Origin of the sequence: uncultured Arthrobacter sp. (assembly GCF_947493765.1) — a bacterium.
Lineage (GTDB): Bacteria > Actinomycetota > Actinomycetes > Actinomycetales > Micrococcaceae > Arthrobacter_D.
In genome coordinates this window covers 1-21,950 of sequence record NZ_CANLSZ010000010.1, presented here as the reverse complement: position 1 = coordinate 21,950, position 21,950 = coordinate 1, and the positions used below count along the sequence as shown (strand labels likewise).

Sequence of the window (21,950 nt, the reverse complement as noted above, 5' to 3'; positions counted from 1 at the left end):
CCCCTGGGACGACCTGCCGCCGGTATCAGCTGAGGACGTCCCTCGTGCTGAAGCGTCCGTAGGCCAGGGCGCCGAAGACCGCGATGTAGCCCAGCTGCAGCAGCGCGTTGTCCGCGAAGGAGGTCCACACGATCGGCTCCCGCAGCAGATCCGCGAAGCCCAGCCAGTAGTTCGTGAAGAGCCAGGGGTGCAGCCACTCCAGCTGGGGGAGCGCACCGAGGATCTGCGCGACGGCGGCCAGCGCCGCGGTGGCGGCCATGGCGCCCACCGGGATGGTGGTCAGCGTGGAGATAAACAGCCCGATGGCGCTCAACCCCAGCAGGGACACCGTCACGTACAGGGCCAGGAGCAGCAGTCGGACGAAGTAGCCCCCGATGCCGACGGTGTCCCCGGAGAGCAGCGTCACCGGCCCCACGGGGAAGAGCAGCGCGCCGATGATCGCACCCGTGACCACGACCGTGAGAGTGGCGACGAAGCAGAACAGGGCGGCTCCGGCGTACTTCACGAGCAGGAGCCGGATACGCCCGGCAGGAGCGACCAGCAGGTACCGGAGGGTGCCGAGATTCGCCTCGCCGGCGATGGTGTCCCCGGCCACCACGCCGATGGTCAGCGGCAGGAACAGCGGAATGGCCACGGTCAGTGCCGTGAGCGAGACGAACAGACCGTTCTGGGTGATGCTGTTCAGGAACGCCGGACCGCGTCCGCTGCCCGAGGTGTCGGACGAGACCCGCACGACGACGGCGATCAGGATGGGGATCAGGGCGAGCGCCCCGATCATCGCCCAGGTCCGCAGCCTCCGGAACAGGACGGTGATCTCGGACAGGACGAGGGTCAGTCCGAGGCTCCCGCCGGAACGCGATGGGCGGGTACTGACGGATTCAGCCGGCAACGTCGAACCCCTCTCCGGTCAGGGCGACGAAGCGGTCCTCGAGGGACGCGCCGCTGGCTTCGAATCCCCGCACCCGGACCTCGGCCCGGACGAGGGCGGTGTTCACGGTCTCCGGGAGGAGTCCGGGCACGGAGAGCTGGGCGGTCACGACGTCGTCGCGCCCGTGCACCTCGGGGGCGAGCCCCAGGCCCAGGAGCACGCGCCGCGCCTCGAGGGGATCGGGGGTGGTGATGCGGACCCTGGCGGTGCCCTCGTCGCGGAGCTCGTCGAGGGTACCCTGCGCCACGAGTCGTCCGGCGCTCATGACCGCGATCATGGAGCACATCTGTTCCACCTCCGCGAGCAGGTGGCTGGAGACGAAGATGGTGGTGCCGTCGTCGGACAGGGACCGGATGAGGTGACGGACCTCGCGGGTGCCCTGCGGGTCGAGTCCGTTGGTCGGCTCGTCGAGGATCAGCAGATCCCTCGGCGCGAGCAGCGCGTTCGCGATCCCGAGGCGCTGCTTCATGCCCAGCGAGTAGGCGTGGGCGCGCTTGTTCGCCGCGTGACCCAGACCCACCCGTTCCAGCGCGGCGTCCACCCTGGCGGTGCGGGTACTGGGTGAGGTGTGCCGGTCCGCAGCGTCGAAGCGGCGCAGATTGGCCCTTCCCGAGAGGAACGGGTAGATCGCAGGCCCTTCGACGAGGGCGCCGACACGCGGGAGTACGGCGCGGGCGTCACGGGGCATCTCGCCGTCGAGCAGGTCGATCTCGCCGCTGGTCGCGGTGGCCAGTCCGAGGAGCATCCTGATGGTGGTGGTCTTCCCCGAGCCGTTGGGCCCGAGGAAGCCGAACACCGTGCCACGGGGCACGGCGAGATCGATACCGCCCACGGCCGCCTGCCTGCCGAACACCTTCGTGAGCCCACGTGTCCGGATCGCGAAATCGGTCGTACTCATCCGTGGACCCGCACGACCGGCGCGGGCCGCACGGACGAACCGGTCGTCACTGCCGGGCGGCTGCGACGAGCTGGTCGATCCCGACGGCGCCCATGAGGATCCGGCCGTCGTCGGTGATCAGGACCGAGGCGAGCGACGTCTGCAGCGCGCGTCCGCCGTCGACGTCGGTAAGTGCCTGCTCCAGGAGCGCCTGCGCACCGGCCACCTGCTCCGGGTCCATGCCGGGCTTGATCTCCATGATCTCGCCCATCCCGGCCTCGCCCGACCCCGGGGCGATGCCCATCAGGCTGGCGCTGCCGGCCGGCAGCTCCACGATGGTGCTCCAGCCCTCACCGATGACCGTGGGCTTCGCGGTGGGCACGGCAGGCAGGTCCGAGTCCTTCCCGTCCACCAGGGCCCTGGCCTCGTCCACGGTGGGTGCCTCGATGACCGTGGCGCCGGGGGGAGGAGTGAAATCGAAGATCGTGGCATCGGGGGCGCTGAAGTCCACGTCGCTGAAGGCGGCATCGAAGGCCGCATCCTCCTGGCCCTTCGCCTGGACGGCGACCCCGAGCGGAACCCCGGTCTCCGAGTCGATGCTCACCGAGATGGTGCCGATGAGCGTAGCGGGATCCTCCGGTGTGAGGCGCAGTTCGTAGGCACTGCGGTCGGCGACCCGACTGGTCCCGTCCACCGCGACCTCCGTGCTCGGGTCGATCTCGGTCAGGAAGAGCTCCGCGAGCTCCGCCGGCGTGCGGGGAAGATCCTGCAGCTCGGGGTGGTCGGCGACCTTCTGCTGCAGCCTTGCTTCCAGTTCGGCCTTCGCGGCATCCTTGTCGGGAAGCGCCGCGTGCCTCACCTCGTTCGTCGCGGAATCGTAGGACCAGGCGTCGGTCGAATTGACGATCACGTCGCGCTGCGCCAGTTCGTCGAGCACCTGCACGCGTGCCCTGTCCGGACCGTCGACGAAGACCCGGGCGGTGTGCTCACCGGTCAGCAGCTCGAGTGCCAGGGAGGTGGGATCGTTGCTCGAGGTCCCGCCGGAAGGCGTGGCCATGCCCACATCCGGGAGGCCGAGGTTAGAGGACTGCTCCACGGTGCCGGAGTAGGCGTCGTCCGTGCTGGTGGCCACGAACTCGAGCAGTTCCTGGGCGGTCTTCGCGGGAAGCTGCGGCTGGGCCTCGGCGACCGCGGTACCGCTCACGGAGGCCGCGACGATCACTGCGGGGACGATGCCGGCCGGAAGCCAGCGCCAGTTCTTGTTCATGAGTGAGCCTTTCGAGCGGATCTGTGCCCCATGTGATGCCACGCTACCGCGACGCGCTGACAGTTCCATGGGCACGGGTACCTGCCCAACGAGCGGGCGCACGCGGACGTGCCGTGTCCTGTGGTCGGCCCACGGCGTCGGGCGGCGTCGGCGGCGTCGGGCGGCGTCGGGCAACCTGTTCTGTCCCACTGTTCGAGGACGCACGGTGGGGAGGGACGTTCGATCCCACTGCTCAGGCTCGTTCGTTGGGATCGACGGGATGCTCCACTCCGCGGGGGTGCTCCCTCCTACTGCTCAGGCTCGTTCGTTGGGATCGACGGGATGCTCTACCCCGTGCGGCGTTGGATCCCACTGCTCAAGGACGCTCGGTGCACTGGGATCGACGGGATGCTCCACGCGGCCCGGGTGCTCCCTCCCACTGCTCGGGCTCGTTCGTTGGGATCGATGGGATGCCCTACTCCTCGTGGCGTTCGATCCCACTGCTCGAGGACGCTCGGTGGGGAGGGGCGTTCGATCCCACTGCTCGAGCCGGTGCACTGGGATCGATGGGCTGCTTCACTCGGCGAGGGTGATCCCTCCCACTGCTCAGGCTCGTTCGTTGGGATCGACGGGATGCTCCACTTGGCGAGGGTGCTCCCTCCCACTGCTCGAGGACGCTCGGTGGGGAGGGGCGTTCCTTCCCACTCTGCGAGCCCGGCTACTGGGAACGATGCAAGGCTCTGCTCCGCAGCGCGCCCGGTGGCCCACCATGGAGCAGGCCCGAGGGCGTCGGCCACGCGTCGCCGGACATGAGAAAGGGGCGACCGGAGCCGCCCCTTCGATGGAACCGTCGAGCTCTAGCGGGTGACCTTGCGCCGCCCCGCGATACCCTCTGCCACACCGATCAGCAGGACCGCCGCGATGACGGCCACGATGAAGCCGAAGATGTTGAGTTCGAAGACGCCACCGGTCCCCGCGAGATTCGCGATGAGGCCGCCGATGACGGAGCCCGCGAGGCCGAGCAGGAGGGTGGCGAGGAGACCGAGATTCTGCTTCCCGGGCTTGATGAGGCGTGCAAGGGCGCCGATGATGAGTCCGGCGACGATGAAACCGATCATGAGAATTCTCCTTCTGGGATCCCGTCAGTGCGGGATGTATGGGGTGATGTGACGCAACTGTGGATCGCCGTCGACCACGTCCACGATATTCGATCGCGGATCCAGGCGCGGGTGGCGACCCACGAACTGCTCAGCGTACTGTCGATCCAGTGCCCGCACGGATACAGCTCAGCTGGAGGAGACGATAATGACGAACACCGGAGCCCGCGACCTACAATTCTCCCCGAGGGGCTAGGACCCGCCGTGTGGTTCGACTCCTGGGCCGATATTCTCCGCGTGCTGATCGTGGGAGCCGTCTCCTACGCCACCCTCGTCGGCCTCCTGAGGGTGTCGGGCAAGAGGACCTTGGGTCAGCTGAACGCCTTCGACTTCGTCATCACGGTGGCGCTCGGGTCGACCCTGGCGACCATCCTGCTCAGCTCGGATGTCGCGTACGCCGAGGGCCTCGCGGCCCTCGTGCTCCTGGCCGGCCTCCAGTTCCTCGTGGCCTGGATCTCCGCTCGCTGGCCCGCCGCACGCAACACCATCACCGCCCGGCCCACGGCCCTGGTGGTGGACGGCCGGCTGCAGCACGAGGAGTTACGGCGGAACAGGCTCACCGAGTCCGAGGTGTTCCAGGCCGTCCGGGTCTCCGGGACGGGTGACCTGTCCACCGTCGGCGCCGTGGTGCTGGAGACCAACGGGACCCTGAGCGTCATCCCGCACAGCTCGCTCGGCACGGGAGCGGCATTGAGCGGTGTCGTCGGATACCCCAGCCCCCACGCGTGACCGACGAGGGAACGACGGCGTCCCTCGAGGAGGGCGAGTGGCGCGCCGAGGTCGTCGCGGCCCGGCTCGACAAACCCATGGGCATCCTCGGGGTGATCTTCCTCTTCGTCGTCCTCGGGCAGCTCCTGGCCACCGACCCCGGCATGGTGACCACCTTCACGGTGCTCGGGTGGGTGTTCTGGGTGGTCTTCGTCTCCGAATTCCTCCTCCGGGCCTACATCGCCCACTTCAGCGGTCGCTTCTGGAAGAAGAACTGGTGGCAGGTGGTGTTCCTCCTCGTGCCGTTCCTGCGCTTCTTCCGTGCACTGCAGGCCCTCCGCTTCGTCAGGGTGGCGAGGCTCGCACGGTTCGGCGGGATCATCTCCGCCGGTGTCCGTGGCTCACGGTCCGCGGGGCGCCTCCTCTCGAGCCGCATCGGGTGGCTGATCGCGGTCACCGCCGTCGTCATCCTCGCCTCGAGCCAGCTGCTCTATGCCACCGGAGCCCATGAGTCCTACGCCGACGCACTCTTCGAATCCGCAATGGCGACCATCACGGGGTCCGGCCTGACGTCCTCGACCACGTTCGGGCGGATCCTCCAGGTCCTGCTGGCCGTGTACTCGGTAGGGGTCTTCGCCACCCTGGCAGGCTCGCTCGGCGCCTTCTTCCTCCGCGGGGCGGACCCCGCACCGGCCGAGGCAGTGGTCGTCGAGCCACCGGAAGCCCGGGAGCGTCCAGCCGACGGCCCCACCGGACCTGATCAGGCCGCAAGACCGTGATCAGGCGGTGAGGAGGCCCACCTGGTCCATCAGCTCATGGGCCTTCTCGTCGGCGCCGGCCTCCGTGCAGAGGCGTGCGGCCTCGAGCAGATGCCGGACCCCCCGCGCCACGGAGCTCCGGGCCACGAAGTAGTTGCCCACACAGATCTCGAGATCGAGGGTCGATTCGAAGTCGAGGAGCGCGCGGCCGCCGTCGACCTCCGTCAGCAGCTCGCCCGCGGTCTCGAGATCCTCGCGCAGCAGGGCGAAGCCCGCTTCCGCGATCATGACCTCGAACCGGTAGCGCGGATTCTGCAGGACCTGCGCACCTGCCCGCGCATGGTCGAGCGAGGTCCGCACGGTCTCGTCGGCGATTCCTGCCTGCAGCGCGAACATGGCGCTGGACCGGTGGAACTCGGCCCACGCCTCCAGATCCGCTTGCGGCGAGAGCAGGCGTGCGGCCAGCGCGTGCTGTTCCCGGCCGACCTCGATCTCACCGCGGCGGAATGCGACATTGCCGATGGCCCATGCCCCACGGGCCACCAGCAGCGACGGCACAGCAGGCACGTCCCGGACGTCCAGCCCGGTCGCCACCTCCCAGGCGGCATCGAGCTGGCCCTTCACCGAGAGAGCTGCGATGAGGATGAAGGCGGCCTGGAGCCGGGTGGGGGAGTGCTCGGGCAGCAGGGAGGCCGACTCCACCGACCGGTGTGCGAGGTCGAGCGCCTCGAGGAGGCGGCCGGTGGTCCGGGCGATCGTGGACAGGCGCCCCTGCACCACCGAGTGGAGTGCGGGGCCGGCCACCAGCAGTGAGGATCCGTCCATCCGCAGCAGGACGGCCTCTGCCTCCGCCAGCCTGCCGGCGGTGATCAGCGACTGCGCCTGCAGCATGGACATGTCCCACCAGACAGGTGCGTTGCGCTGGTCGCGGGCCAGGCCGGCGGCGTACTCGGCCTCCGACGCCGCCAGGGCGGCATCCTGCAGGTCGCGCGCATGATTGGCGGCGAACATCGCCGCGGCAAGGGCGGGTGCGTCCTCCACCGTCGGCGGCTCCACCCACCAGGAGAGGGTCTGCGCCTCCATGCCGAGCACCGCCGCGAAGTGCCGCACCATCTCGGCGGAGGGCTGGCGCTGGCCTCGCTCCAGGAGGGAGACGAAGTGGGGCGGATAGATCCCCGATCCCAACTCCGCCTGACTCAGTCCCTTGGCATTGCGTGCCCGCCGCAGCATGTCCCCGAATCGCATCCTGTCCTCATCCCCCATGAGTGGTCACTGCGACCCGCTCCAGGCACGAGGTTCGAAAGGTGACACTGAATGTCTAGCAGATGCTGTGGACAAAACGGGACACGCCACTGTGCGCCGTCAGCCGAGCATCCGCAGATAGGTCGAGAAACCTGCGGCAACACGACCGACGGTGCGCGACGACGTCGTCACCTGCAGCTGTCCCGACGCGATCCAGGCGGCACCGCAGAGCTTCGCGCGCTCGACCAGATCGACGTCCTCGTCCTCGGTGAGGGGGGCGAAGCCGCCCACCTCCTGGTAGGTGCTGCCCCTGATCCCCAGATTCGCGCCGTGGATGTGGTGGTGGCCGTCGGCGGCCACGTAGTCGTCCGCCCACCGCTGCCACCGTTCCGCGTTCTCCGGGGTGAGGGTGGGGCGGACGGTCCCCAGGACGAGATCGTGGTGGACGGCGAGCCGGTGGTGCCGGACGAGCCACTCCCGGGGCACGAGCGTGTCGGCGTCGGTGTTGGCGATCCAGGTCCGCTCCGGCAGCGCGTGCGAGCGGGCCAGCGCGAAGCGCACACCGGCGTCGCGCGCGGCCCCCACGGATCCGAAGTTGCCGGCGAGGACCGAGACGCCCGCGATGCTGCGTGCAGCGCTCGCCGAGCCGTCGGTGCACCGGTCCAGCACCACGGTGATGCTCACCGGGGTGCGCGGGATGGTGCTCTGGAGGTGCTCACGCGCGGCATCGAGGTCCGCGAGGCAGGCCGGCAGCCAGTCCTCCTCGTCGCGGGCCGGCAGGACGACGGCGAGCTGGCCGGGGATCACAGCAGGCCCTCGCGTCGTGCCACGGAGTGGGCGGGGGGCGGGACGAAGACCTCGAGGAGGAAGTCCTCCTCCGTGTGCAGGGCGAGGGTGGTCAGTTCCGGGACCCGGCGGACGCGCTCGTGCACGTCGGCGCCGTCGAGCTCCCACCCCTCGATCGGGTGGCGCCAGTGGCAGAGGACGAGCACGCCGTCCTCGTCGAGCGACGCGAGGATCAGCGCGATCACCTCGTCGAGCTGGTCGGAGGACAGGAAGTACCCGGTCTCGGAGAGCACCACGAGGTCGAACGGTCCGTCCTCGCGGGGCCAGTCGCGGGGCACGGTGGCGAGCCGGGCCTCGGCGGCGTCGTTCGTGCTCAGCACCTCGGCGGTGCGGCGGACAGCGGTCTCGCTGGTGTCGAGGGCCAGGACGTTGTCCGAGACGGTCGCGAGCTCCCGGGTCAGTGCTCCCACGGAGCAGCCGACCTCCAACGTGCGGCAGAAGCGCTCCCGGGGCAGGCTGGCGATGGTGAGTGCGCGCTTCCTCCGTTCGTAGAAGCGCTCGGCCACCTCCCACGGATCGGCCTTGTCCTGATGCAGCCGTTCGAAGGTGGAGGACCCCTCCGAGACGAAGAAGGCCTCGTAGTTGCGGTCGAAGTGCTCCAGGAAGTCGGCCGAGAGGAGCACCTCGTCGCCGGGTGCTGCGGACAGCGGGGTCACCTGCGAGGCGTGGGTGGCCAGGGCCGAGGTCTTGCGGGTGTGGTCGTCGGAGTCGAGGTGGTGCAGTGACAGGTCTGCGAGCTGGTCCGCCTGCTCCTCCGCCGTACCCCAGTGCCAGAGCCAGATCGGGTACTCGAGCAGGGGTGTCTGGTGGGCTTCGCACACCTCTGCGGCTGCCCGTCCGACGGCGTCGTGATCGGTGTGGCCGTCGTGCCGCCACGGAGCTGCGACCAGGGTGCGCGGCGCCTCGCCCTCGCCCAGGAGCCGGGTGAGGGCCGCGGCGGCGTCCTCCTGCGTGATGCCGCCGTCGGGCAGGCCCTCGAAGCACAGCGCCGCGGCCGGAGCCAGCACCTGCACCGCATTGGCCACTTCCGTACGCCTGAGTTCGGCCAGCTGAGTCCGCGAGTAGGTGGGGGAGTCCGGATGAGAGGCCTCGCCGTCGGTGAGGACGACGACGTCGCACCGTACGCCCTCGCGGGCCAGCCTGGCGAGGAGCCCGCCCGCACCGAGCGTCTCGTCGTCGGGGTGGGCGGCGAGCAGGATGAAGCGGGACGGGAGGCGGCCGTCGAACAGGGCTTCGATCTGCAGATCCGCACCGGAGCGATCCTGCTCCCAGCTCCTCCAGTGGCTCTCCGGTGTGCTGTGGTCGTCGTGCGCGAAGGTCACCACTCCGGGTTCCCCTCGGCGGACCGGGCGAGGACTCTATCCCCGAGCGCGGCGTCGTCACGCTCGGCGTGGTGCTGGCGCAGGTAGAGCGTCAGATCGGCCACCCGTGCGGCGTGGGTCTCGTCGAACGCGAGGGGCGCGGGTCCGAGGCCGTGCGCGGCCGCGTCGAGCACCAGTTCGGCGCAGCGGAAGGCCGAGGACCGCACCCGGGCCGCGAGCAGGGCGCCGTCCTGACCGGACGCACGGCCGGCGTCGACGGCGTCCGCGGCGTCCCCGAGCACGGTCCTGGCCTCGTGGAGGGCGGCGTCGACCCGGCCCAGGTGGAGAAGTGCCACCTGGTCCGGGGTGCGGCGCCCGGCCGCGGCGAGCATGGTCCTGGCGATCCCGAGGGCGCCGCCCAGCCAGCACGCGGCGACGCCGATCCCGCCCCAGGCGAAGCCGTCGCGGTGGAGGTACCAGTCCGTCCCGCCCACCGGCGTCGCGGCGGCGCCGTCGAGGTGCACGGAGCAGCTGGTCACCATGGTCAGGCCGCGACTCACCCAGGCGTCGGGCGGGTCGACGACGACACCGGCGGCGCGGAGATCGACGGCGAAGGCTCGGCGCCCGCCGTCGCCCACGTGCGCAGTGATGATCGCGTGATCGAGGTGGTCGGCGAGCGAGCACCAGGGTTTGGTCCCGGTCAGGATCCAGCCGTCGGGGCCGGTCGACGCGCTGACGGCCACGCCGGGTCCTTCGGCGGCGAAGACCCCCCAGGTCCCGGCGGCGCCGGCACGATGCAGATGGGACAGCCCCGCCTGGTCGAGGATGGCGAGGGCGTCGAGGTGGGGCTCCACCGCACGCGCCACGGACAGATCGGTTGCTGCGAGGGTGCTCAGGATGCGCCAGATGTCAGGCGTCCGCCCGGTGCCGGGCAGTGGGGCAGTGGTTCCGAGGTCGGCTGCGAGGGAGAGGGCGTCCGGAACGGAACCTCGTGCTGCTGCGGTCCGATCAGCCAGTTCCTGCAGCAATCCGTCGTGGGCGAGCTTCTCTTCCTGCAGCGTCACAGGCGCATCTTCTTCGAAGTCGGGGCATCAACGGCCAGCATGTTCGAAGTCTACTGGTGGTTCTCCGCGGCGTGACGCACCACCTCTTTCGGCCGGAGCTCCGACCCTGGGACAATTCGTCGGTGACCACCATTCGAGGCGGTGCTGTCGTCGCTGCCGGCCGTCGCCACTCCATCGGCGTGACACTCGACGGCTCGGTACTGACCGCGGGCAGGCCGGAAGCGGATGAGTGCCGGGTGGGGGACTGGACCGGCATCGTCGCGGTGGCCGCAGGGAACGTACATACGGCGCCGAACACAGGCCGCTCGCACACCGTCGGCCTCCGTGCGGACGGCACCGTCGTCGCGCGAGGCTGGAACAGCAAGGGGCAGTGCGACGTCGACGACTGGACGGGCGTAGCAGGCATCGCCGCCGGGTGGCGGAGAACCCTCGCGGTCCTGGAGGACGGGACGGCTCGAGCGGCAGGTCGGCGCGGTGAGGGAGCTTGCGAGATCGAAACGTGGGAGGACCTGGTCGCCGTCGCCGCGGGGGACTGGCACTCCGTGGGACTGCGCTCGGACGGTACGGCGGTAGCGGTCGGGAACGATCGGAGGGGCCAGTGTGAGGTAGCGGGCTGGCGGGATCTTCGCGCGATCGACGCGGGCTGCCTGCATACGGTCGCGCTCACCGGGGAGGGCCGCGTCCTCGTGGCCGGCGACCGAGCGGCGAGCGCTCCGGACACAGGGGCGTGGCGTGGCGTGGTCGCGGTCTCAGCGGGCAGCTTCCACACGGTCGCGGTGACCGCTGACGGTCGGGTGCTGGCCGCAGGCGACAACAGCCAGGGGCAGGGCGAGGTGTCGTCCTGGCGCGGCGTGGTCGCTGTCGCCACGGGTTCCGCCCATACGCTCGGAGTTCGCGCGGACGGATCGGTCTTGGCTGCGGGGTGTGATGACGACGGCCAGTGCGTCACGTCGTCGTGGCTCGTGCGCCCAGCCGGCGCCTGAGGAGCCCCTCTTCGCCCGGAGCTCCACGTCCACGGAGAGGAGACCGTGCGTATACGCACACTTGCTCTGCGCGAATGAGCGTTGATCGCGCCCCTGCCCGCCGTCATACTCGAACTGCCCCGGTGTGCTCCCGGTCACAATCGAGAGCACGACGGCGAGCGACGCCGCACACGACGATGTGAGTCGACGAAGACTTCGAAGGAGCAGCCAGGATGAGTTCAGCGCAGCACACACCCCCGCAACGGCAGGAGCCCGACGTCAAGGAGTCGGGGCTGAAGAAGGTCGTGGCGGCGTCGATGGCCGGCACCGTGGTCGAGTGGTACGAGTTCTTTCTCTACGCCGCGGCCGCCACGCTCGTCTTCGCCAGCGTCTTCTTCCCGAACGCCGAGTCGGAGCTCGACGCGATCATCGCGGGCTTCCTGACCTACGCCGTCGGCTTCGTGGCGCGCCCCATCGGCGGGATCGTCTTCGGCCACTTCGGCGACAAGTACGGACGCAAGCAGCTCCTGCAGGTCAGCATCATCCTCGTGGGTGCCTCCACGTTCCTCATGGGCTGCCTGCCCACGTTCGACGTGGTGGGCTACTGGGCACCCGGCATGCTCGTGGTGCTGCGCTTCATCCAGGGCTTCGCCGTCGGCGGTGAATGGGGTGGAGCCGTGCTGCTGGTCGCCGAGCACAGCCCCAGCAAGAGTCGCGGCTTCTGGGCCAGCTGGCCACAGTCGGCGGTCCCCATGGGCAATCTGCTCGCCACGGGTGTCCTCTTCGGCCTGTCCGCCGTCCTCGACGACGCCGCCTTCCTCGGCTGGGGCTGGCGCGTGGCCTTCTGGCTCTCCGCGGTGATCGTCATCATCGGCTACTACATCCGCACGAAGGTCAGTGACGCCCCGATCTTCCTCGACGCACAGAAGGACGTCGTCGAGGGCGCCAAGGGCTACGGCGTCGTCGAGGTCTTCAAGCGCTACCCGCGCGGCGTCTTCACCGCCATGGGCCTGCGCTTCGCCGAGAACATCCTGTACTACCTCGTGGTCACCTTCAGCATCACCTATCTCAGCACCGAGGTCGGGGAGGACCGCACGAAGATCCTGCTGCTGCTGCTCGTGGCCCATGCCCTGCACTTCTGCGCCGTGCCGATCGTGGGGCGCTACTCGGACAAGCTCGGCCGCAAGCCGGTCTATCTCGCCGGGGCCGTCCTCGGCGCCACCTGGGGATTCTTCGCCTTCCCCATGATGGACACCGGTAACGACTTCATCATCCTCGCGGCCGTCACCATCGGACTGATGTTCCACGCGCTGATGTACGCCGGGCAGCCGGCCATCATGGCCGAGATGTTCCCCACCCGCATGCGCTACTCGGGAGTCTCCCTGGGATACCAGGTCACCTCGATCGTCGCCGGCTCGCTGGCTCCGATCATCGCCGCGACCCTCCTGCGTGACTACGGTTCGTCGACGCCGGTGGCCATCTACCTGCTGCTCGCCTGCTGCGTGACGATCGTCGCCGTCCTCGCCCTCCGCGAGACCCGCGGCATCTCGCTGCTCGACGTCGACGAGGCGGATGCGCGCGGGACCGCCGAGCTCCTGGCGGGCAGGAAGAAGTAGCGCAGGCACCACACGGGAGCCACGCAGGGGGCGACGACGGCGGCAGGTCCGCGCCGTCGTCGCCCCTGCGTGGTGCGGGCGACGAGCGCCGGGCGTCAGGCGCCGAGCTCGCCCGCCCGCTCCGTGATCTGGTGCCGGACGGCCGCCACCACGGCCTGGACCGCGGTGGACCGCAGCGACTCCGGGCGCGCGATGGCCCAGATGGGCAGCTGGCGGTGGAAGTCCTCGCGGAGGACCGGCACCAGACCGCTTCCCTTGGGGACCATGAAGCTCGGCAGGAGCCCGATACCCGCGCCGGCGTGGACGGCGTCCACCTGCGCGAAGATGCTCGTGGCCTGGAAGGACGTGACCGGCAGGGGCAGCTGCGAGGAGCGGTGGCCGAGCTCCCACACCTGCAGCGCGGACTCCACGTAGGAGACGAAGCTGTGGTGGCGGATGTCCTCGAGGCGACCGGGCAGGCCACGGCGATCCGCGTACCCGGCACTGGCGTAGAGGCGCAGGAAGTAGTTGGTCAGGAAGATCGGCTCCGCGTTGGCGGACTCGGTGCGACCCACCACGATCTCGAGATCGACCCCTGAGCGGTTCTGGCTCGCCTTGCGGGTGGCGCTGAGCAGCTCGACGTCGAGCCGCGGGTTCTCCCGCTGGATCTCCACCAGGGCCGGCATGACGAAGCGTGCGCCGAAACCGTCGGGCGCGCTGACCCGCATGAGCCCGGTCAGCACGTCGGAGTCGGACAGGCGGGCATCGAGTTCACCGAGGCTGGTCTCGATCACCTCCGCCGCCGCCACGGCATCCACACCGAGCGCCGTCAGCTCCCAGCCCTGCGGCGTCCGCTCCAGGGTCCGGCCGCCGAGCTGCCTGTCCAGCGCGAGGATGCGGCGGGAGATGGTGGTGTGCGTGGTGCCGAGGGTCTCGGCGACCGCGTTGAACCGGCCGAGCCTCGCGACGGTGAGGAGGATCAGGAGATCGTCGGGACTGGGCAGGCGGCGGAAGTCGACCATCGAGCCCCTTCCACCCAGTGGTGTGCATTAATGCGCATCGCGTCTACGAATTCTTCCCTTGATCGCACCCTAGCAGCGGGAGAAGGTGGGGAGGACGGAATCTCACGAGCAAGGGAGCTTGAAGATGGCAACGATCGGCTGGATCGGACTCGGCAACATGGGCGGTCCCATGACCGCGAATCTCGTCAATGCAGATCACACGGTGCGAGGGTTCGACCTGAATGCCGACGCACTGGCGGCAGCCGAGGCCGGCGGACTCACCGCGGTCTCCTCGATCGCCGAAGCGGTCGACGGCGTCGACGTCCTCTTCACGATGCTACCCAAGGGCGAGCACGCCCGGGCCGTGTATCTCGGGGACGACGGCGTCCTCGCGCACGCGGACACCTCCACGCTCCTGGTCGATTCCTCCACGATCGACATCGAGTCAGCCGCCGCCCTCCACGAGGCGGCGGCGGAGAAGGGCTTCCGCTTCGTCGACGCGCCCGTTTCGGGTGGGATCAGCGGCGCGAAGGCCGGCACCCTGACCTTCATGATCGGGGGCGAGGAGGGCGCCGTGAAGGACGCCACCGCCCTGATCGAGCCCATGGCGAGGAACATCATTCCCACGGGTGGCGCCACCACGGGGCAGGCCGCGAAGATCTGCAACAACCTGATGCTGTTCATCAATCTCGCGGCCACGGCCGAGGGCGCCGTGCTCGCCGATCGCCTCGGCCTGGACAAGCAGGTGTTCTGGGACATCGCCTCGGTGTCCTCGGGCGACAGCTGGGCCCTTCGCACCTGGTACCCGGTTCCCGGCGTCGTGGACACGGCTGCCTCGAACAACGATTTTGCTCCGACCTTCACCGCCGAACTGGCGAACAAGGACATCGGCCTCGCGATCGCCGCGGCACGTGACACCGGGACGCCGCTTGAGATCGGCGAGCACGTCCAGCAGCTCTTCCAGCGACTCCTCGACGACGGCCAGGGCGGCAAGGACTGCTCCATGATCATCAAGCTCGTCGACGGCACGCTCTAGTACCCGCTCCACCTCGAAAGGATCACCATGCAGCAGATTCCGCACTACATCGACGGCAAGCGCATCTCCGACGCCGAGCGCTACGGTCCGGTCCACAACCCGGCAACGGGTAAGCAGGAGAAAGAGGTCGCCTTCGCCTCGCCGGCGCGGGTGGACGAGGCCGTCGCCGCTGCTGCGGCGGCCCTGCCGGAATGGCGCTCGGCCAGTCTCGCCAAGCGGTCGGCCGTCTTCTACAGGGTCCGCCAGCTCCTCACGGAGCGGAAGTCCGAGCTCGCGGCCATCCTGACGAGTGAGCACGGCAAGGTGCTCTCGGACGCCGAGGGTGAGATCGCGCGAGGTCTCGAGAACATCGAGTTCGCCACGGGCCTGTCCCACATGCTCAAGGGTGAACGCTCGGAGCAGGCGTCCACCGGGGTCGACGTCCACTCGATCCGCCAGCCCGTGGGTGTGGTCGCGTGCATCACGCCGTTCAACTTCCCGGCCATGGTGCCGCTGTGGATGATCGGCAGTGCGATCGCCTGCGGCAACACCGTGCTGCTGAAGCCGAGCGAGAAGGATCCGTCGTCGTCCCTGTTCATCGCCGAGATCTTCTCCGAGGCGGGGCTGCCCGACGGCGTGCTGAACGTGGTCCAGGGAGACCGGGAGGCCGTGGAGCACATCCTCGACCACCCCGAGGTGAAGGCCGTCAGCTTCGTGGGTTCCACCCCCATCGCGAGGAGCATCTACTCCCGTGCCGCCGCCAACGGCAAGCGCGTGCAGGCCCTCGGAGGTGCGAAGAACCACATGGTGGTGCTGCCCGACGCCGATCTCGACATGGCTGCCGACGCCGCGATCTCCGCCGCCTACGGCTCTGCGGGGGAGCGGTGCATGGCGGTCAGCGTGGTCGTCGCGGTGGGTGACATCGCCGACGATCTCGTGGATGCCGTGAAGTCGCGGATGGGCTCCCTCAGGATCGGCGCCGGGACGGACGACAGCTCCGAGATGGGTCCGCTCATCTCGGCCGAGCACCGTGACCGCGTGGCGTCCTACGTGAAGAACGCCGCCGGCGAGGGTGCCACTGTGGTGGTGGACGGTACCGAGCAGCAGTTCGACTCCGACGGCTTCTTCATCGGCGTCTCCCTCGTGGATCACGTGACGCCGGGCATGAAGGTGTACGACGACGAGATCTTCGGACCCGTGCTGTCCGTGGTCCGGGTGGCAACCTATGCGGACGCGGTGCGCGTGGTGAACGAGAACCAGTACGGCAACGGTGCTGCGATCTTCACGCGCGACGGCGGTGCCGCCCGCCAGTTCGAGTTCGAGGCCGAGGCCGGGATGATCGGCGTCAACGTGCCCATCCCCGTACCCGTCGGCACCTACTCGTTCGGCGGTTGGAAGGACTCGCTCTTCGGCGATACGCACATGTACGGGCCGGAGAGCATCAGGTTCTACACGCGCGGCAAGGTCGTGACCACCAGGTGGCCCGACCCGTCGACGTCGAAGATCGACCTCGGCTTCCCGCAGGTCGACTGAGCGTGCGACTCCCCGGGGACTGCTGCACGGCAGCCCCCGGGCGACGTCGTTCGCTCTTGAACGGGCTCCGCGTCAGCCCAGCTCGGGCTTCGCGATCACCGCGATGTCATCGTCACCCGACCCGCTGCGCTGCGCGTCCGTCAGCGACTGCAGGGCAGCGGTCACCGCCGGCAGCGGATCCTCGGACGAGCGCAGCATGAGCCGGAGATCCTTCGCGAGCAGATCCGCGGAGAACTGGGTGTCGTCGAACGTCCCCCCGGTGATCACGTCGCCCTTCATGCCGGCGATGACCGCCAGCCCGGTTCCCTCGAGCTGTTCGAGCACGGCCGCGGCGTCGAGCCCGTTGGCCTTCCCGAGACGGAGTGCCTCGACGAGGCCCTGCAGCGTAACGCCGAGGGCGAGATTCGCGAGCAGTTTCCCCGTCGCCGCAGCGGCCGGGGTATCGACGCGTCGCAGACGCTCGTCGTCGGCCCACAGCGCTGCGAGGGGTTCGACGACATCGAGATCCGCGTCCGCGCCGCCGAGCACGACGCCGAGCCGACCGGCTCTGGCCGGAGCGCGACTGCCGATCACCGGACCGTGGACGTACCGGATCCCGGCAGCCGTGGCATAGTCCGTGAACTCGCGGGCGTCAGCGGGGGAGACCGTGGTGACGTCCAGCCAGACCGCATCAGCCGGCAGGTCCAGACCCGACAGCACCACCTCCCGGACCGTGTCCGGACCGAAGAGCACCGTGAGCACCACATCCGCGTCGCGGACGGAATCCTCGGGCGATTCCGCCCTGGTGGCTCCGGCCTCCACCAGTCGGTCGACCTTGGCAGGTGTCCGGTTCCAGGCGCTCACCTCGTGGTTCGCCGTGAGCAGGTGCGTACCGAGTTCGTGCCCCATGCGTCCGACGCCGAGCAGTGCGATCTTCATGAATCCTCCAGCTGGTCGAGAGCGGCCGGTAGTGGTCGGGAGCGCCGGTCAGTCGGCGCTGACCTGATGGCGGAAGGTGTCGCGGTCGGTGTGGAGCTTCCACAGGATCTCGGCGAGTACGGCGGGATCCTTCTCCGGATCGCCCTCGATGATCCGCCCTCCGACGATGAGCTGTGACACCTGGATGCCCTCCTCACCGAGCACCTCGTTCAGCAGCTGCACGTAGGCGGCCTGGCCGGCGAAGGCCACGGACGTTCCCGTGACCGAGCGGCCGGGCTTCACCGCCGACCCGCCGTTCACGAAGAGGATGGTGCCACGGTTCTCGCCGAGGAACCGCATGCCGGGGACAACCTGGTGCACCGCGGCGACCGGGCCGTAGATGGAGAACTCGATGGGCCCCTTGAGATCCGCGGGGGTCGTCTCCAGGACGGGCCGCATGAAGTCCTTCTGCGGGAGGGGGCTGTACTGGAGTACCTCGATGGGGCCGAGGGTCTCGGTGGCGGCCTCGAGCGCTGCCGCGATCGACTCCGGGCTTCGGACGTCTGCGACGAAGCCCCGTGCGTGGACACCCTCCTTGCCCAGATCGTCCGCGAGGGCATCCAGTCTGCCCTGGTTCCTGGAGATGAGGGCGATGGAAAAGCCCTCGGCTCCGAAACGGCGTGCCACGGCGGCGCCGAGGCCGCGTCCTGCTCCGATGATCGCAAGTGTCGTCATACGAGGTGTAAGCAACAGGAGGGAGGGATCATTCCGCCCACGCCCTTTGACATCGCCGCCCCTCCTGCCGTAGAGAGGATCGTCGGCGTGCTGCCGGCGGTCCCTCGGGATCGCGCAACGTCGTCGTCCACCACGCTCCCCGAGAGGAACCCGCCCGTGCCTTCCACCGCCACGTCCGATGCCGTCGAGCCCGAGGTGCCCGGGTCCGGCGCCACCCAGCAGGCCGAGCGTATGCAGGATCCCGACTGGTGGCGCCAGGCGGCTGTGTACCAGATCTACCCGCGGAGCTTCGCCGATTCCGACGGGGACGGCATCGGCGATCTCCGGGGAATCACTTCCCGGATCCCGTACCTGCAGGAGCTCGGTGTCGATGCCGTCTGGCTCAGCCCCTTCTACCCCTCCGCGCTCGCGGACGGCGGGTACGACGTCGACGACTACCGCGACGTCGACCCCCGGCTGGGTACGCTCGAGGACTTCGACGACATGATCGCGGCGCTGCACGGGGCCGGCATCAAGTGCATCGCGGACATCGTGCCGAACCACACGTCGAACCGGCACGTCTGGTTCCAGGAGGCGCTGGCGTCCCCGCGGGGTTCCGAGGCGCGCGAGCGGTACATCTTCCGCGACGGCAAGGGTCCCGACGGCTCCGCGCCGCCCTCGGACTGGGACTCGGTCTTCGGCGGGCCCGCCTGGGAGCAGACCCCGGACGGCCAGTGGTACATGCACATCTTCGCCCGGGAGCAGCCGGATCTGAACTGGGACAACCGTGAGGTCCGTGACGACTTCCTGCGGACACTGCGGTTCTGGTCGGACCGCGGTGTCGACGGCTTCCGCGTGGACGTGGCGCACGCCCTGACCAAGGACATGACGGAGCCGCTGCCGTCCAAGGCCGAACTCGCCCCGGAGGGGGAGAACGCGCACGGGCAGCACCCGTTCTGGGACCGCGACGACGTCCATGCGGTCTTCGAGGAGTGGCGCGCCGTGTTCAACGAGTACACGCCGCCGCGCACCGCCGTCGCCGAGGCCTGGGTGCACGCCGACCGGCGGGCCCGCTACGCCAGCCCGGAGGGCCTCGGACAGGCCTTCAACTTCGATCTCCTCCGCGCCGACTGGGACGCCGACCAGTTCCGCGAGATCATCACCACCAATCTCGCCGAGGTCGGCGCATCGGGCGCGTCGTCGACCTGGGTCTTCTCCAATCACGACGTCGTCCGCCACGCCACGCGCTACGGCCTGCCGCCGGCGGAGGACGGCGCGAGCCAGGACGGACGTGCCTGGCTGCTGGACGGCGGGCCCGAGAGCGCGCTGGACCGGGAGCTCGGTGAGCGCCGGGCCCGGGCTGCCACCCAGCTGATGCTCGCCCTGCCGGGCTCGGCCTATCTGTACCAGGGTGAGGAGCTCGGGCTGCACGAGGTCGCCGACATCGCCGACGAGGCCCGCCAGGATCCCACCTTCCTCCGGAACACGGGCGTGGACGTGGGCCGCGACGGCTGCCGGGTACCCCTGCCCTGGACGGCCACGGGCACGTCCTTCGGCTTCGGCGACGATGGGACCCACCTGCCGCAACCCGCCTGGTTCGGCGAGTACGCGGTGGACGTGCAGGAGGAGGATCCGGCGTCCAGCCTCGGCTTCTACCGCCGTGCGCTCGAGCTGCGACGCGCGCTGCAGGGCACGGAGAGCCTCGAGTGGGTGGAGGACTCCGCCGACGTGCTCCACTTCGTCCGGCCCGGCGGATGGCGGACCCTGACCAACTTCGGCCCCGAGCCGGTGGATCTTCCCGCGGGTACGGTGCTGCTGAGCAGCTCGCCCCTCGAGGACGGACGGGTGCCCGCCGACACGACGGTCTGGCTCACCTAGGATCCGCGGGCCGGCGCCCCGGGGATGTCCAACCCGGGTGCGTTCGTCGGCAGGAGAATCGGTTGCACGCGTCTCGGGCACCCCGGAATACTTGCAGGACCGGCACGAACGACGCGGGAGGCGCCATCAGCAGGTCAGGGGAGCAGGAGGAGAGGCTGCGGAAGGCGGCGCAGTACCGCGCGGCGCAGGGCGGCGCTGCGGAGCCGGGTGATGCGCTGGCGGAACTGGAGCGCCAGAACGACGGCGACGATCGGGTCAACGGCCTGGCACCGTTGCGGCCGGGGGAGGACGAGGCGGAGCGGGCACGCCTGATCGTGGACCGGGCGGTGGCCCGAGGGGATTTCGACACCCTCGCGCTCGCCGGCAAGCCGATTCCCGGTCTGGGGGAGGCACACGATCCGGACTGGTGGGTCAAGGGCCTGATCCAGCGCGAGAACATCACCGGACTTGGTCCGCAGGCCATCCTGCTGCGCAAGGAGGACGCCGAGCTCGACGCCCGCCTCGATCGCCAGTACACGCCGGCGCAGGTGCGGGAGATCCTCGAGGACTTCAACTACCGGGTCATCGACGCACGCCGTCAGCTCCTCGGCGGACCTCCCGTGATCACCAGGCTGCGCGACGTCGACGTGGAGCTGGAGCGCTGGCGGGAGCGCAGGGAGGCGGCGCGGCGGGCAGCCGAGGCCGCCGCACCACCCGTGCCGGCGCGGATCCCCTTGTGGAGGCGCCTCCTGAGAGGCTCCGGCTGATCCGGTCCGATCTGATCCGGACGGACGAGTCAGTCCGTGTCGATCCGTCTCTGTGCAGCGGCCCGTCAGTCCATGTCCGCGTAGCGCTTCGCAGCCCCGAGAGCCTCCCGCATGCCCTCGGCGTCGAGCACTGCCCCGTAGGCCGCGGTGTCGCGCTGGAAACGCCAGCCCTCCGCGAGGGATCCCGCGTCGACGGCGTCGAAGCCGAACTCGTCGAGCAGCTCCACGACGGCCTGCTTGGCATCGGAATCGTCCCCGGCGATCGGCAGTGCCCGGCGTCCGGGGGTGCCCGAGGGCGAACCGTCCGTGGTCAGCTGCGAGAACTGGATGTTGTTGAACACCTTCACCACGGAGGAACCCGGGAGATGATCCTGCACCATCTCGCTCGTCGTGGTCGTCTCGTCGTCGAGCTGCGCAATCTGGCCGTCGCGCTCCGGGTAGTAGTTGCACGTATCGATGACCAGCTTCCCGGCGAGCGGCTGGACCGGGACGGCGTCGAGGTTCTTCAGCGGGATGGTGACGACCACGATGTCACCCCCGCTCGCGGCGTCGTCGGTGGTGCCGGCGCGGGCTCCGGTCCCGAGCTCCGCGACGAGGTCCTGCAGGGTCTCGGGACCCCGTGAGTTGCTCATGATGACCGGGTAGTCACGGCCGACGGCGAGGCGCGCGAGTTGTGCGCCGATGTTACCGCTGCCGATGAAGCCGATGGTGCTGCGCGTTGTCTCTGGCGTGGTTGTCGTGTTCTCACTCATGCCCAGCACAACGGCTGGGCATGAGTCTTATTCCTCGACACTTCCGGCGAGCGGGCGATCAGGGTGGGGCGTCCGGGATCGCGCGATGACCTCTTGGTGATCCTCAGGAGGCAGCATATGGTTGCTGTAGCGAACTTATCTGCACTGCTTACCCTCCGAGCGGACCTTCTTGCCACTGCCTCTTCAGCACGCCACCCCGATTCCCTCCATTCGACGCGGGTCTTCCGTCGCAGCTCGGGCGAAGGAGCGGCAACGACTGCGGGCGGTGGACAGGACCCGTCTGCTCGATTCCGGCGATGAAGAACGATTCGACCGGCTGACGCGCCTTGCCCAGCAATCCTTCGGCGTTCTGTCGGCGGTCATCTCGCTCATCGGGGACGATCGGCAGTTCCTGAAGTCCTTCGTCGGACCCCCGTTCGTCCGGTTCTACGCCGGCCTGCCGCTTCGTGGACCCGGAGGATGGTTCGTGGGCAGCATGTGCATCCTCGACACGGAACCGCGCATCCTGGGCCGCGAGGACCGCACCCTGCTCCAGTGCCTCGCACAGGAAGCCGAACTCGAGCTGAACCGCGGCACCTGACGTCGCCGGATCCTGCGCCCGTTCATGTCGCTGTCGTCCGATGCCAGTCCCTGTGCAATTCCTGACCTTCGGCGGCTCTTCACGAACCAGGGTGTAGGACGGGTCTGAATCCGCCTGATTCGAGCAGGGATCGGGCGATGTAGTTGGCGA

Annotated in this window: 21 protein-coding genes; 9 read left to right on the top strand and 12 right to left on the bottom strand. The window is 69.4% G+C overall.

The window, feature by feature from the left end:
• Window positions 1-25 precede the first annotated feature (25 nt).
• From Q0747_RS12555 to Q0747_RS12540, 4 genes are all read right to left on the bottom strand, one after another.
• Window positions 26-889 (bottom strand): ABC transporter permease, encoded by an 864-nt coding sequence (locus tag Q0747_RS12555; protein WP_298255139.1) that lies wholly within the window; start codon window positions 887-889, stop codon window positions 26-28.
• Window positions 879-1,826 (bottom strand): ABC transporter ATP-binding protein, encoded by a 948-nt coding sequence (locus Q0747_RS12550; RefSeq protein ID WP_298255137.1) that lies wholly within the window; start codon window positions 1,824-1,826, stop codon window positions 879-881. The genes Q0747_RS12555 and Q0747_RS12550 overlap by 11 nt, the downstream gene beginning before the upstream one ends.
• 46 nt (window positions 1,827-1,872) lie before the next feature.
• Window positions 1,873-3,072: a hypothetical protein gene (locus Q0747_RS12545; protein WP_298255135.1), complete on the bottom strand. Its 1,200-nt coding sequence runs from the start codon at window positions 3,070-3,072 to the stop codon at window positions 1,873-1,875.
• An 836-nt stretch (window positions 3,073-3,908) separates the two neighbouring features.
• A complete protein-coding gene (locus Q0747_RS12540) occupies window positions 3,909-4,169 on the bottom strand; it encodes a GlsB/YeaQ/YmgE family stress response membrane protein (protein WP_298255133.1) in 261 nt (86 codons plus the stop codon).
• 243 nt (window positions 4,170-4,412) lie between these two features.
• On the opposite strand from Q0747_RS12540, the gene Q0747_RS12535 reads away from it, so the two are divergent.
• Both Q0747_RS12535 and Q0747_RS12530 read left to right on the top strand, forming a co-directional pair.
• Window positions 4,413-4,937, top strand: a complete 525-nt coding sequence (locus tag Q0747_RS12535; protein ID WP_298255131.1) for a DUF421 domain-containing protein — start codon at window positions 4,413-4,415, stop codon at window positions 4,935-4,937.
• Window positions 4,934-5,695, top strand: a complete 762-nt coding sequence (locus Q0747_RS12530) for a hypothetical protein (RefSeq protein WP_298255130.1) — start codon at window positions 4,934-4,936, stop codon at window positions 5,693-5,695. Before Q0747_RS12535 ends, Q0747_RS12530 begins: the two co-directional genes overlap by 4 nt.
• Here the strand turns inward: Q0747_RS12530 and Q0747_RS12525 are convergent, their stop codons facing one another.
• From Q0747_RS12525 to Q0747_RS12510, 4 genes are all read right to left on the bottom strand, one after another.
• A complete protein-coding gene (locus Q0747_RS12525; protein ID WP_298255129.1) occupies window positions 5,696-6,919 on the bottom strand; it encodes a helix-turn-helix domain-containing protein in 1,224 nt (407 codons plus the stop codon).
• Window positions 6,920-7,036: 117 nt separating this feature from the next.
• A complete protein-coding gene (locus tag Q0747_RS12520; RefSeq protein ID WP_298255127.1) occupies window positions 7,037-7,723 on the bottom strand; it encodes a glycosyltransferase family 2 protein in 687 nt (228 codons plus the stop codon).
• Window positions 7,720-9,084, bottom strand: coding sequence for a PIG-L family deacetylase (locus tag Q0747_RS12515; RefSeq protein ID WP_298255125.1), 1,365 nt, complete (start codon window positions 9,082-9,084; stop codon window positions 7,720-7,722). Before Q0747_RS12515 ends, Q0747_RS12520 begins: the two co-directional genes overlap by 4 nt.
• Window positions 9,081-10,127, bottom strand: a complete 1,047-nt coding sequence (locus Q0747_RS12510) for an acyl-CoA dehydrogenase (RefSeq protein WP_298255123.1) — start codon at window positions 10,125-10,127, stop codon at window positions 9,081-9,083. The genes Q0747_RS12515 and Q0747_RS12510 overlap by 4 nt, the downstream gene beginning before the upstream one ends.
• A gap of 122 nt (window positions 10,128-10,249) precedes the next feature.
• On the opposite strand from Q0747_RS12510, the gene Q0747_RS12505 reads away from it, so the two are divergent.
• Together Q0747_RS12505 and Q0747_RS12500 are read left to right on the top strand one after the other, a co-directional pair.
• Window positions 10,250-11,110 carry a chromosome condensation regulator gene (locus Q0747_RS12505; protein ID WP_298255121.1) on the top strand — a complete coding sequence of 287 codons (861 nt, stop codon included), beginning with the start codon at window positions 10,250-10,252 and terminating at the stop codon, window positions 11,108-11,110.
• Window positions 11,111-11,322: 212 nt separating this feature from the next.
• Window positions 11,323-12,705, top strand: a complete 1,383-nt coding sequence (locus Q0747_RS12500; RefSeq protein ID WP_298255119.1) for an MFS transporter — start codon at window positions 11,323-11,325, stop codon at window positions 12,703-12,705.
• A gap of 95 nt (window positions 12,706-12,800) precedes the next feature.
• On the opposite strand, the gene Q0747_RS12495 is transcribed toward Q0747_RS12500, so the two are convergent.
• Window positions 12,801-13,706, bottom strand: a complete 906-nt coding sequence (locus tag Q0747_RS12495; RefSeq protein ID WP_298255117.1) for a LysR family transcriptional regulator — start codon at window positions 13,704-13,706, stop codon at window positions 12,801-12,803.
• A gap of 124 nt (window positions 13,707-13,830) precedes the next feature.
• Between Q0747_RS12495 and mmsB the strand changes: the two genes are divergently transcribed.
• Together mmsB and Q0747_RS12485 are read left to right on the top strand one after the other, a co-directional pair.
• Window positions 13,831-14,721: a 3-hydroxyisobutyrate dehydrogenase gene (gene mmsB, locus Q0747_RS12490; protein WP_298255253.1), complete on the top strand. Its 891-nt coding sequence runs from the start codon at window positions 13,831-13,833 to the stop codon at window positions 14,719-14,721.
• Between the two features lie 27 nt (window positions 14,722-14,748).
• Entirely contained in the window at window positions 14,749-16,233 is a 1,485-nt protein-coding gene (locus tag Q0747_RS12485) for a CoA-acylating methylmalonate-semialdehyde dehydrogenase (protein WP_298255116.1), read from the top strand.
• Window positions 16,234-16,305: 72 nt separating this feature from the next.
• On the opposite strand, the gene Q0747_RS12480 is transcribed toward Q0747_RS12485, so the two are convergent.
• Together Q0747_RS12480 and Q0747_RS12475 are read right to left on the bottom strand one after the other, a co-directional pair.
• The gene (locus Q0747_RS12480) at window positions 16,306-17,151 is read right to left on the bottom strand and encodes an NAD(P)-dependent oxidoreductase (protein WP_298255114.1); all 846 of its coding nucleotides are present in this window, start codon (window positions 17,149-17,151) and stop codon (window positions 16,306-16,308) included.
• A gap of 48 nt (window positions 17,152-17,199) precedes the next feature.
• Window positions 17,200-17,865 carry an SDR family NAD(P)-dependent oxidoreductase gene (locus tag Q0747_RS12475; RefSeq protein ID WP_298255112.1) on the bottom strand — a complete coding sequence of 222 codons (666 nt, stop codon included), beginning with the start codon at window positions 17,863-17,865 and terminating at the stop codon, window positions 17,200-17,202.
• Window positions 17,866-18,096: 231 nt separating this feature from the next.
• Here Q0747_RS12475 and Q0747_RS12470 point away from each other — a divergent pair, with 231 nt between their 5' ends.
• Window positions 18,097-19,722: a glycoside hydrolase family 13 protein gene (locus Q0747_RS12470; protein WP_298255251.1), complete on the top strand. Its 1,626-nt coding sequence runs from the start codon at window positions 18,097-18,099 to the stop codon at window positions 19,720-19,722.
• 125 nt (window positions 19,723-19,847) lie between these two features.
• Window positions 19,848-20,468: a DnaJ family domain-containing protein gene (locus tag Q0747_RS12465; protein ID WP_298255249.1), complete on the top strand. Its 621-nt coding sequence runs from the start codon at window positions 19,848-19,850 to the stop codon at window positions 20,466-20,468.
• Between the two features lie 65 nt (window positions 20,469-20,533).
• Here the strand turns inward: Q0747_RS12465 and Q0747_RS12460 are convergent, their stop codons facing one another.
• A complete protein-coding gene (locus Q0747_RS12460) occupies window positions 20,534-21,220 on the bottom strand; it encodes an NADPH-dependent F420 reductase (RefSeq protein WP_298255110.1) in 687 nt (228 codons plus the stop codon).
• 265 nt (window positions 21,221-21,485) lie between these two features.
• Here Q0747_RS12460 and Q0747_RS12455 point away from each other — a divergent pair, with 265 nt between their 5' ends.
• On the top strand, window positions 21,486-21,800 hold the full coding sequence (locus Q0747_RS12455) for a GAF domain-containing protein (protein ID WP_298255108.1): 315 nt from the start codon (window positions 21,486-21,488) through the stop codon (window positions 21,798-21,800).
• Window positions 21,801-21,950: the final 150 nt, after the last annotated feature.

Bases quoted from the DNA above. Each gene is read 5' to 3' on its own strand.
- Q0747_RS12550 (WP_298255137.1), bottom strand. From the start codon at position 1,826: ATGAGTACGACCGATTTCGCGATCCGGACACGTGGGCTCACGAAGGTG.
- Q0747_RS12545 (WP_298255135.1), bottom strand. From the start codon at position 3,072: ATGAACAAGAACTGGCGCTGGCTTCCGGCCGGCATCGTCCCCGCAGTG.
- Q0747_RS12540 (WP_298255133.1), bottom strand. From the start codon at position 4,169: ATGATCGGTTTCATCGTCGCCGGACTCATCATCGGCGCCCTTGCACGC.
- Q0747_RS12525 (WP_298255129.1), bottom strand. From the start codon at position 6,919: ATGCGATTCGGGGACATGCTGCGGCGGGCACGCAATGCCAAGGGACTG.
- Q0747_RS12500 (WP_298255119.1), top strand. From the start codon at position 11,323: ATGAGTTCAGCGCAGCACACACCCCCGCAACGGCAGGAGCCCGACGTC.
- Q0747_RS12495 (WP_298255117.1), bottom strand. From the start codon at position 13,706: ATGGTCGACTTCCGCCGCCTGCCCAGTCCCGACGATCTCCTGATCCTC.
- mmsB (WP_298255253.1), top strand. From the start codon at position 13,831: ATGGCAACGATCGGCTGGATCGGACTCGGCAACATGGGCGGTCCCATG.
- Q0747_RS12485 (WP_298255116.1), top strand. From the start codon at position 14,749: ATGCAGCAGATTCCGCACTACATCGACGGCAAGCGCATCTCCGACGCC.
- Q0747_RS12480 (WP_298255114.1), bottom strand. From the start codon at position 17,151: ATGAAGATCGCACTGCTCGGCGTCGGACGCATGGGGCACGAACTCGGT.
- Q0747_RS12475 (WP_298255112.1), bottom strand. From the start codon at position 17,865: ATGACGACACTTGCGATCATCGGAGCAGGACGCGGCCTCGGCGCCGCC.
- Q0747_RS12470 (WP_298255251.1), top strand. From the start codon at position 18,097: ATGCAGGATCCCGACTGGTGGCGCCAGGCGGCTGTGTACCAGATCTAC.
- Q0747_RS12460 (WP_298255110.1), bottom strand. From the start codon at position 21,220: ATGAGTGAGAACACGACAACCACGCCAGAGACAACGCGCAGCACCATC.